We start from the raw sequence: 10,529 nt of genomic DNA, 5'->3' as shown, positions 1-10,529 counted from the left end.
AAAATTGGTTGCGGGAGCCGGATTTGAACCGACGACCTTCGGGTTATGAGCCCGACGAGCTACCAGGCTGCTCCATCCCGCGCCTGTAATTTCTTTAAAACATTTTCGTAATATTTACGAGCCTGCCTTGAAGAGAGCGCTACTATATAGGAATAAACTTATAATGCAAGGCTTTAACTACTTAAAACTGTTCAAGTGAACAAAAAGCAATCAAAACCTATTCTATACTCGCTCGTTGGTGAGGAGTAATCATTTTTTGAAACTCCCAATCAGGATGGCCCATTACAATAAAATCTGGGTTTTCAGTGCTCTCGCGTTGGTTATACGTTAAAGGGTTAAACTCTGCATCGGTAATGCAACCGCCCGCTTCTTCTACAATAACTTGTGAAGCCCCTGTATCCCACTCACCCGTTGGGCCTATTCTTAAAAAGCAGTCCGCTTTACCTTCAGCAACAATACATGCTTTTAACGAGCACGAACCAACCGCAATGGTTGTAAATTGGCTATTTAAGTATTGGCTCACCGACTCAATTTTCTGACGGCGACTTACCGCTAGCGTTAAACTTTCAGGCGGAGCTACGTATATTTGTGTGTCGCTCTTTTCTTCACGCTTAAAAGCACCATTTTTTGCACTCGCAAAATACGTAATACCTTTTGACGGCCAATGAATAACACCCAGTACAGGGTGGTTATTTTCAATAAGCGCAATGTTTACAGCAAAATCACCACTTTCTAAAATAAACTCACCAGTGCCATCCATGGGGTCAAGTAACCAATAACGCTGCCAATCTTGCCTGTCGGCTAATGCAGGGATAGGCGTTTCTTCCGACATGATTGGAATATCAGGCGCAAGTGCCTTTAAGCCTGCAACAAGCACATCATTTGCAGCTAAATCGGCCTTAGTTACTGGTGTGTGGTCTGATTTTTCTTGTTGGCCAATATCATCTTTTTTGTATATAGCCATAATGGCATCGCCTGCACGTTCGGCTAATTCAATACAAGGTTCTAATAATTTATTCATCGGCAGCTCCAGATGCTAAGTACTTATCTAATAATAGCAAAGCGGCAACACTTCGTGCTTCGGTAAAATCATCTTGCTCTAATAATGACTGCCATTGCGTTAATGGCCACTTAACAACAACTAAAGGCTCAGGCTCATCGCCAAGGAGCGTTTGCGGATATAATTGCTTAGCAAATAAAATGTGCATAGTGGCATTAAAATAACTGGGTGCCATGGTCACTGTTTTTAATGGTTTAAAAAAGTCTGCGCCAAAACCTACTTCTTCTTTAAGTTCTCTATTAGCAGCTTGCTCTGGCGTTTCGCCTGGGTCAATAAGTCCTTTAGGAAAACCTAGCTGGTAGTCATTGGTGCCAGCGCAATACTCACGCACTAGCAGCATTTCGTTATCGGCCGTTATAGGCACAATCATTACAGCACCCCTGCCACCACCTCGAATACGTTCATACTGACGCTCTTCGTCATTCGAGAATTTTAGCTCTAAAGATTCCACAGTAAATAGGCGACTTTTAGCGACAACATTATTACTTAGGATTTGAGGAGGTGTTGGATGCTTTTTCTGTGTCATTGGCGTTAATTTGCTATCATGGCAGTTGTGCTTAATCATAAACTTTTCACAGGGAAAAGCCCATGCTAAATTGGTCAAAAATCGATACCGTTTTACTTGATATGGACGGAACACTTCTCGATTTACATTATGACAGCCATTTTTGGTTAACTGTTCTTCCACAACAACATGCCTTAGCCAAAAATATAAGCTTGAGCGAAGCAAAAGAAGATATTTTTAAACGCTACCAAGCTGTAAGTGGCCAAATTGAGTGGTACTGCTTAGATTATTGGGAAGATCAGCTTAAATTACCAATTATGGATCTAAAACGAGAAACACAGCACCTTATAAAAGTACGTGATGACGTGCCCTATTTTTTGACGGAGCTTAAAAAAGCAGGAAAAGAACTTATATTGCTTACCAACGCGCATCCTGAAAACGTCATGATGAAATTTGAACACACCGCAATCGATAATTATTTAGATGGTGTAGTGTCGACGCATGAATATGGCGTAAGTAAAGAGCAGCAAAGTTTATGGCACCAAGTACAAAACGATTTAGGGTTTAACAAAACACGTACTTTGTTTGTTGACGACAGCGTAGCTGTATTAAATGCCGCAAAAGAATACGGCATTGGACACTTACTTGCAGTTGCCAACCCCGACAGCCAGCAACCACACAACGAAATAGCCGATTACTTAAATGTAACCGACTATCGTACTATTATTTAGCTTTTTGGGTAACGTGCCTCAAGGCCTTGGTAAACTAACTTTGCAAAGTCTGCATGTTCGGTATCAAGGCTTTTAACCACTTCAACCAAGTGTTCGTTATCTTCTTGGCCGTTCCATACTTTAATGTAGCTACCATCTTTATAACCATGGTCTTGGCGGAAAAAATTTAAGGTGTTTTTACCGACGTAACCACGGTATAAATCGTCAATATCCATGCCCATTTGTGCCATACAACCGGCAAAGGCTGCTGCATTAAACGCTTTATCTGCAACTGCAGATGCCGCAAGTATTTCTAACGTTTGTTTGAAGTCGTCCGCTTGCTGTACTTGGCTCAACTCACTTTCTAATTGCTTTGCTAAGTCTTGATAGCTTGTTTTACCGTCAATACGTAGCGACAAACCAAAGTGAAAAATATCAACTAATTCTAAAATAACTTGCTCGGTATCGGGTGTTTGTTTTTTCCACCACTTCCAGCCATGATGATCTAGCATTTCGGCACACTCAACCCAAATAGCGCGATACCATTCAAACCCTTGTTTAAACCATTGCTCATGCACTTTTGTATTCATGGCGTTTTGCATTTCTAGCATGACTACTAGCTTATTTAAATTGGCAGACATATCAATTCCTGTCGTTTTTAGTTGTTTTAATAATACAGAGAAAGCGCTGTTTTTGCATTTGCTATGTCTGTTTTAATTATTTTATCGATTACTGGTAAACTCATACCACGACTCGATTAAATCAATAAAGTCTTCAAAACCACATCCACTGCTTAAGTCGTTTTCTTCAAGCATTAAATCGTCATCTTGATAGGCAATTAAGTCTTCGCTGTCTTGGTGCAGTGCATGCGCTTCAAATAAGGCTTCATCTTTAGATAAAATTAAATCTATTTCTTGGCCTTTTAAAGTCACAGGCTCAAAACTCGTTTTTACCGACGCAATAAGTGCTTGCACCATAGCCACTTTGTCTTTGCCAATTTCTTCGTTTAACCAACGGCCAATGATTGCATGCTCGCTGCTTATTTTAATGCGCAGCCCACTAATAGGGTCGCGAATAAATTGATATTCCATAACTATTACTTATTAAACGCTAATAACGCGATTATACCCATAAATTAGCTTTAACGCCGACCCTAAAAAGCAAAATAGCGCCATTAGGCGCTATTTTTATAAAACGTTTAAATACCTAACTTCGTGAGCGGTATCGTGCCGCATCTATTATCGACCATAAGTAAATAATAGGCACTAATACAAAACCAACGAGTACATATATAAGTGCGTAACTTATGACAATAGCTAGCGCAAAAAATATAGCTGCTAAAATACGCCCTTGTACTAATTGCCCTAAACCAGGAAAAAATATATTACACAACGCAGCAATTACATTACCGCCAGACCCTTGATCAGCCATACTCACCTCTGTAGTTAATTAATTTTAAATTTTAGTTATTTACTTACTATCACACTTTATGCCAATTTATTAAAGCTTAAAAATCAGTTAGTTAAATTACGACTCTCTAATTGCTTTGGTATTTTTTACTAAATATAGGTCAATTTGATTATTTTTATTATTAATTTTAGTCACTTATCGATACTAAAACTAGCCAGCTGATTGGTTTTAGAGGTTATTTTTAGAATAGCTGTTCATAAAAACAGTATTTTATTTAGCCTAACAAAAACACCTGTTATACTGCCCTCAATATTGATTAAAAAGGCGTAACGATGGACGTTTCAGAATTACTCGATGGCTTAAATGACAAACAACGCGATGCCGTTGCAGCCCCATTACAAAACATGCTGGTATTGGCGGGTGCTGGGTCTGGTAAAACACGAGTGTTAGTTCATCGTATTGCGTGGCTTATGCAGGTTGAACAAGCCTCTGCTTATAGTATTTTTGCGGTAACCTTTACCAATAAAGCGGCTAAAGAAATGCGCACTCGTGTTGAAGAAACCTTAAAAGCACCGGTCGGTGGCATGTGGATTGGTACTTTCCACGGTTTATCACATCGAATTTTACGCGCTCATCACCGTGAAGCTAACTTACCAGAAGCCTTTCAAATTTTAGACTCTGACGACCAACTCCGTATGATCAAGCGCTTATTAAAATCAATGAATATTGATGATAAAAAGTGGCCAGCTAAACAGTTTGGCTGGTACATAAGCGCTAAAAAAGACGAAGCACTTCGTCCTAAAGATATTCAAGCGTATGATATAAACGAGCAAATGATGCTGCGTGTATATGCCGCCTATCAAGAAGCGTGTGACAGGGCTGGTTTGGTCGATTTTGCTGAAATACTCCTACGTAGCTATGAGGTGCTTAAAAATAACCCTACGCTACTTCGCCACTACCAACAGCGCTTTGCGCATATGCTGGTAGACGAATTCCAAGATACCAATACCATTCAATACGCATGGTTAAAGCTGCTCGCAGGCGATACGCAAAGTATTATGATTGTGGGCGATGATGACCAAAGTATTTATGGCTGGCGCGGCGCTAAAATAGAAAATATAAAACGTTTTTTAACTGACTTTGACGCCGAAACTATTCGCCTTGAACAAAACTACCGCTCAACCGCAACTATTCTTAAAGCATCTAATGCGCTTATAAAAAATAACTCAGAGCGCATGGGTAAAAGCTTATGGACCGATGGCAACGAGGGCGAGCCTATATCAATTTACGCCGCCTTTAACGAGCTAGACGAAGCCCGCTTTGTAAGCAGTAAATTACGTAGCTGGTTAAATGCCGGTAACGCGTTACAAGACGCCGCCATTTTATACCGTAGTAATGCGCAATCTCGTGTACTTGAAGAAGCCATGCTACAAGAAGGATTAAAGTACCGTATTTACGGTGGTATGCGATTCTTCGAGCGTCAAGAAATTAAAGATGCGCTATCGTACTTACGCTTAGTCGGTAATCGCCAGGACGACGCCGCATTTGAACGAGTAATTAATACCCCTGCACGTGGTATTGGCGACAAAACTTTAAGTCATATACGCGACTGCGCCCGTGCTGAGTCACTTCCGTTATGGTACGCAGCGAAAGCTATTGTTGAACAACAGCACTTATCGGGCAGAGCAGCCGGCGCTGTTAGCAAATTTGTTGAGCTGGTTGAGCACATTGAAGACAAAATTAGCGACCTTACATTACAAGAGCAAGCTAAGTATGCAATTCAAACGTCTGGCCTTATGGCTATGTATCAGGCAGAAAAGGGCGAAAAAGGTCGTGCTCGTGTAGAAAACTTAGAAGAGCTTATAAGCGCATGCGATCAGTACGAACTCCCTGAAGAAGAAGAGTTTAGCTCACCACTACAAGGCTTTTTAGCCTATACCTCGCTTGAGTCTGGTGAAGGGCAAGCTGATGAGCACGAAGATGCCGTGCAAATGATGACTCTGCATTCAGCTAAGGGCCTAGAATTCCCGCTTGTATTTATGGTGGGCGTGGAAGAAGGTATGTTTCCATCGCAACAAAGTAATGAAGAGTCTGGTCGATTAGAAGAAGAACGTCGCCTATGTTACGTAGGTATGACCCGCGCTATGGATAAATTATACATTAGCCACGCCGAAAGCCGCCGCCTATACGGACAAGAGAAATACCATAGCCCTTCACGTTTTTTACGCGAAATTCCTGAGGACTGCGTTGAAGAAATTCGTATCAAAACGCAAGTTTCGCGACCACCGGCAGCAGGACGCTTTAGTGCATCAGTCAGCCATGCCGCCTTTGAAGACAGCGGCTTTAATTTAGGCCAACGTGTACTGCATGCTAAGTTTGGTATTGGCACGGTTCTTAACTATGAAGGCAGCGGCGCGCAATCGCGTGTACAGGTAAACTTTGATGACTTAGGCAGCAAATGGTTAGTAACGGCTTATGCACGATTACAAGCTGTATAAAGCTCACGTAAACACGTTAGAAAAAACACTGGTTGGCGCTTATCATCGCCAACTTGTGCTCATTACTGGCAGTACCGCTTGGTGCTACAAGCTATTAGGTGAATTACTTCAAACTGAAAATACACTCGTCGTTTCTAAAAATACCTCATTAAATAACGCGCAGTGGCCTAATCGTACCCATCAAATTTTAGGGCAAGAATATTCACACGCCGTATACGATGGCTTTAGTGGCTTACACCCTGATATATTGGCTGCCATTGCAGGTACGGTAAAAGCAGGCGGTATATTATATTTACTGCTACCAGAATTAAGCGAGCTTTCAACTTGGCCAGATCCTGCGCTAAGCACAGTGCAGTCTCACGGGTATAAAGTAAGCTATAGCTTCTTTAATGAACGCATTGCCCGCGTTATACAATCGTTACCCGCTTTTCATTTCAGTGAATTACATGGCTGTACACGTAATATCACTAGCGAAAGCTCTACCAATAAAATAGATTTTGAACCGCAACAGCATTGTGTAGAAAATATAATTAAAGTGGCTCATGGTCGCGCTAATCGCCCTTTACTTATTAATGCCGATAGAGGCCGTGGTAAATCTGCAGCGCTTGGACTTGCTGCTGCAAAACTTATAGATAAAAAAATACTACTTTGCAGCACACAATTTAAAGCCACTCATAGTAGCTTTAAACATTTAAGCAATGAGTTAAACATCCCCTTCGAAAGTCAAAGTAAGCAACTTGCCAATTTACAGTATATTGCTCCAGATTCATTATTAAGCTCGTTGCCAGAGTGTGATTTATTACTTGTTGACGAGGCAGCTGCAATACCTGTTCCTCTGTTGTTCAAAATGCTTAAGCATTATCCGCGTATTGTATTTGCAAGCACTTTAGTAGGCTATGAGGGCAATGGTAGGGGTTATACAATTAGGTTTAGTCAGTATGTTAAAGCAAAGTACAAAGCCGCTAATATTGTCACACTTGATGCACCGTTAAGGTTTGCAAAAGCCGATCCTTTAGAACGCCATATACGCACTTTGCTCGCACTCGAAGCACAGTACGAAGAAACTCAACGCAATGGCTTAAATAACCTAGTCCACAGTGAAATTACTCAACACCAACTCACAAACAACGAGCCGTTACTTGAGCAGGTTATCGCATTACTTTCCTTAGCACATTATCAAAGTAGCGTTAATGATTTACGCCAGCTACTTGATGCGCCTGCGCAACGATTATTCATAACCCAGATAAATAACCAATTAGTGGGAGTGTGTTTAATCTCTATAGAGGGCGGATTAACCACAGAGCTTACTGAGCAAGTACTAAAAGGTGAACGCCGCCCTCAAGGGCATTTAATGGCACAGACTCTCTCGCAGCTAAGCAATGATCCCCAGTGCCTTACTCAATTCTCTGCCCGCGTAGTAAGAATTGCTGTTGCTCCTAACCTTCACAGTCAAGGGCTAGGTAAAGCGCTACTGAGTTACTGCGAATCAAAAGTAAGTAATGAGTGTTATTGGTTTGGAGCTAGTTTTGGCGCCACCTATGAGCTATTAAAATTTTGGCAAAGCCAAGGATTTAGTACCATAAAACTTGGTTATCAAAAAGATAAAAGCACTGGCGAGCACTCAGCACTCGTTGTGAAGTATTTAAACAACAATACAAGTACGGTGAAACAATTAAAAGCTGATTTTCAAAACGATATATTTTATGCCTTACTCACACACTTTAAGCACCTTGACTGGCAGCTTGTAAGTGTACTTATTGCCCCGTTTACAAATAAGCCTATAAGTACAGATACGCAAAAACGTATAGCACGACAACTTAATAGTCATTCTTCTCGATTTAGTATTTCGCCCACTATTTGGCAAGTTATCACTGAGATGCCCTCAATCATTAATCTCTTAACACAAAGCGATAAGCAATTATTAATTAAGTTAATTTTGCAAAATGAAAGCGATAAAAATCTTATTGAGCAATTAAAGATCCAAGGTAAAAAAGAGCTTGAAACACACTTTAAACAAGCAGTGTTAAAACTAACTAAAGCTATTAAATAATCAGCCTCCTTAATACAGTGATTAATTAACATAGTTACTTAAGCTATTTGGTGGATTTGTTCTATTATTAATAGATTGATGGGTAAATTAAGATAAAGGCATGGAATTAATAAACTTTAAAGTGGGCTGCAAAACCATTTCACTAAAAATACTTGATATTTTATTAACCGAGCGCTTTGATAATAACCTCACAACACTACCAAACAACAACAAAAGCTTTATTGGTGTTAAAGATTATATGGATATCCCTACTCCAGTTTTCGATTTAGGGATTATTTTAAATAATATATCAACGGAGCAAAGCAACAAGCATATTTTAAAACAGCTAAGATCATGGCAAGACAAACAAACTAGCTGGTTCAATACACTAGAAAAGAACCTCTTAACTCAATCAGAAACATTAACTATTAATGAAACTGAGCTTCAAGACTTTATTATTTTTTACCAAGAGTTTAATACCGACAACCCTGATTTAAAGCTTACTATGTCTCGCTTTAATGAACCTTTCGAATCATTACTCGTACAAGCTAAACAAGCAGTCACTGCTCACAAGCAAGGTGAACATAAGCAGGTAAACAACTTACTCAGTAAAATAAAAAGTAGCAGTATTGCTCAGTTAGAGAGGCTGTTTGAATCTGCAAAAGAGCAAATTACTTTAGATTACAAACCAATAATTGTATTCACAACAAAAGACGGTATAAATCCTCATGTGGGGCTACTCGTCGATAAAGTGGAAGACAGCCTAGATTATAAAAAAGAAGATATCAAACCCTTAGATAAGCTAACTGATATAGGCTTTGATATAGACCCACAAACTAAAGGTATGATGCGAGGCCTAATAAAAATGGCCGAAAACCATAGTGTGCTTATCGATCCTAGTGTCATATTTAAACCTGCTGCGCTGCAAGAAGAAACCGAAAAAACAGAAGCATATGGCTTATTTTAAACACAAAAAAAGCCGAGAGAGGCTCGGCTTTTAAATAAGGTTTACTATGCTAAACAGTTGTAATAATGTCTTCTAACGCTAGACGCGCTTTTGGTAAACCATGGTTCCAGTCTTCATCGGTATTAGGGTAACCCATAGCTAGCGCAACTTCACAAATGTGTCCATCAAGCTCAGCGCTAAACTTTTCACCAATTAAGTCTGGGTCTACACCCTCCATAGGTGTAGAAGCTATGTTTAAACGCGCTAGAGTATGCATTATATTACCTAGTGCTAAATAAACTTGTGCTTTAGTCCAACTACCGTTGTAGCCATTTTCATCTGTGTTCATTTCAGCAAATGCATATGCACCCATAAAGTTATCACGCATATCTGCTGGTAGGTGGCCTGAGCTTACCTCTACGTCAACACGCTTCGAAAACTTCTCTTTAATGAACTCAGGGTCATAAGCAAGTAAAAGCGTGTGAGATGCCTCTTTAGCATGGTGTTGATTAAACTGGTGCTTGTTAGCGAATGTATCGTGTAAACGGTTCTTACCTTCTTCACTTTCTACTAGAACAAATTTCCAAGGTTGAGAATTGATTGAAGAAGCCGACAGACGAATAGCTTCTTTAATTACTTCCAGATCTTCTGTAGAAATACGTTTTGATGCATCATATTGCTTTGCAGTGTATCTATTATGTAAGTCTTTAATAATTTGGTGAGACATGCTTTTCTCCGTCTTAATGTAAGTATGTAAATACAAGATGGAGCTAGTTTAATTGCTTAATGAGCATTTGATAATTAGCAATAAAGTTAAAAGACTTTATAAATAATATTAATAATAGATAAACCATATCTCTCGACTAATTGATCTAACTTAAACGAATATTACTGTATTAGCTGGCAAAAGTATTAAGTGATTTTAGTGTGATTAAACATGCTTTGTTCACAAAGAGGCGCTTCGCTTAAGAAACGCTGCGCTTTAGAGAAAGAAATACTTAATTTTACTTTTCTATAGACGTAAAAAAGCCCGACTCTTTCGAATCGGGCTTTCTTGTATTTGAAGTCGGTGCGCTACGCAGTAGAATGTCCTACTTTCACATAGCAAATGGGATACTATCATTGTGTCGGGGCTCGCCTTCGAGCTGTTTTGTTTCACTACTGAGTTCGGCATGGACTCTTGGCTATTTACTAAACCCCAGACAGCAAAAAACCCGTCACATTGCTGTAACGGGTTTCGCTTATTTGAAGCCTGGTAATGTCCTACTTTCACATAGCAAATGCTACACTATCATCGGCGCTGTTTCGTTTCACTACTGAGTTCGGCATGGAGTCAGGTGGGTCCAAAACGCTATTGTCACCAAGCAAATT

At 39.9% G+C, this 10,529-nt stretch carries 10 protein-coding genes, 1 tRNA gene and 1 rRNA gene; 4 read left to right on the top strand and 8 right to left on the bottom strand.

Translation table 11 applies throughout. The features are described 5' to 3' along the window. Positions 1 to 5 precede the first annotated feature (5 nt). From ATS71_RS17170 to nudE, 3 genes are all read right to left on the bottom strand, one after another. Positions 6 to 82: transfer RNA gene (locus tag ATS71_RS17170), tRNA-Met, on the bottom strand. 135 nt (positions 83 to 217) lie between these two features. Beyond that, entirely contained in the window at positions 218 to 1,021 is an 804-nt protein-coding gene (gene cysQ / locus ATS71_RS17165) for a 3'(2'),5'-bisphosphate nucleotidase CysQ (protein ID WP_058405903.1), read from the bottom strand. Then, positions 1,014 to 1,586 (bottom strand): ADP compounds hydrolase NudE, encoded by a 573-nt coding sequence (gene nudE, locus ATS71_RS17160; RefSeq protein ID WP_033025975.1) that lies wholly within the window; start codon positions 1,584 to 1,586, stop codon positions 1,014 to 1,016. The genes cysQ and nudE overlap by 8 nt, the downstream gene beginning before the upstream one ends. 62 nt (positions 1,587 to 1,648) lie before the next feature. Here nudE and yrfG point away from each other — a divergent pair, with 62 nt between their 5' ends. Beyond that, positions 1,649 to 2,296, top strand: coding sequence for a GMP/IMP nucleotidase (yrfG, locus tag ATS71_RS17155; RefSeq protein WP_010557632.1), 648 nt, complete (start codon positions 1,649 to 1,651; stop codon positions 2,294 to 2,296). On the opposite strand, the gene ATS71_RS17150 is transcribed toward yrfG, so the two are convergent. The 3 genes from ATS71_RS17150 to ATS71_RS17140 form a co-directional block, all read right to left on the bottom strand. Next, positions 2,293 to 2,916 (bottom strand): dUTP diphosphatase, encoded by a 624-nt coding sequence (locus ATS71_RS17150; protein ID WP_058405902.1) that lies wholly within the window; start codon positions 2,914 to 2,916, stop codon positions 2,293 to 2,295. The two genes, yrfG and ATS71_RS17150, sit on opposite strands and share 4 nt — an antisense overlap. A gap of 81 nt (positions 2,917 to 2,997) precedes the next feature. After that, the gene (locus ATS71_RS17145; RefSeq protein ID WP_058405901.1) at positions 2,998 to 3,366 is read right to left on the bottom strand and encodes a YacL family protein; all 369 of its coding nucleotides are present in this window, start codon (positions 3,364 to 3,366) and stop codon (positions 2,998 to 3,000) included. A gap of 115 nt (positions 3,367 to 3,481) precedes the next feature. Further along, positions 3,482 to 3,706, bottom strand: a complete 225-nt coding sequence (locus ATS71_RS17140; protein ID WP_006791382.1) for a hypothetical protein — start codon at positions 3,704 to 3,706, stop codon at positions 3,482 to 3,484. 311 nt (positions 3,707 to 4,017) lie between these two features. Here ATS71_RS17140 and uvrD point away from each other — a divergent pair, with 311 nt between their 5' ends. The 3 genes from uvrD to ATS71_RS17125 all read left to right on the top strand — a co-directional run bounded on the left by uvrD (position 4,018) and on the right by ATS71_RS17125 (position 9,179). Continuing rightward, positions 4,018 to 6,183, top strand: a complete 2,166-nt coding sequence (gene uvrD, locus ATS71_RS17135; RefSeq protein WP_058405900.1) for a DNA helicase II — start codon at positions 4,018 to 4,020, stop codon at positions 6,181 to 6,183. Beyond that, on the top strand, positions 6,161 to 8,233 hold the full coding sequence (locus ATS71_RS17130; RefSeq protein WP_058405899.1) for a GNAT family N-acetyltransferase: 2,073 nt from the start codon (positions 6,161 to 6,163) through the stop codon (positions 8,231 to 8,233). The genes uvrD and ATS71_RS17130 overlap by 23 nt, the downstream gene beginning before the upstream one ends. A gap of 100 nt (positions 8,234 to 8,333) precedes the next feature. Further along, the gene (locus ATS71_RS17125) at positions 8,334 to 9,179 is read left to right on the top strand and encodes a hypothetical protein (protein WP_058405898.1); all 846 of its coding nucleotides are present in this window, start codon (positions 8,334 to 8,336) and stop codon (positions 9,177 to 9,179) included. Positions 9,180 to 9,228: 49 nt separating this feature from the next. Here ATS71_RS17125 and ATS71_RS17120 read toward each other — a convergent pair whose 3' ends face one another. Both ATS71_RS17120 and rrf read right to left on the bottom strand, forming a co-directional pair. Then, positions 9,229 to 9,885, bottom strand: coding sequence for an NAD(P)H-dependent oxidoreductase (locus tag ATS71_RS17120; protein ID WP_058405897.1), 657 nt, complete (start codon positions 9,883 to 9,885; stop codon positions 9,229 to 9,231). A gap of 523 nt (positions 9,886 to 10,408) precedes the next feature. Beyond that, positions 10,409 to 10,523, bottom strand: a 5S ribosomal RNA gene (rrf, locus tag ATS71_RS17115). Positions 10,524 to 10,529: the final 6 nt, after the last annotated feature.

The sequence above is a fragment of the Pseudoalteromonas sp. H71 genome, assembly GCF_001468485.1.
GTDB lineage: Bacteria > Pseudomonadota > Gammaproteobacteria > Enterobacterales > Alteromonadaceae > Pseudoalteromonas.
This window is presented reverse-complemented; position numbering and strand designations above follow the sequence as displayed.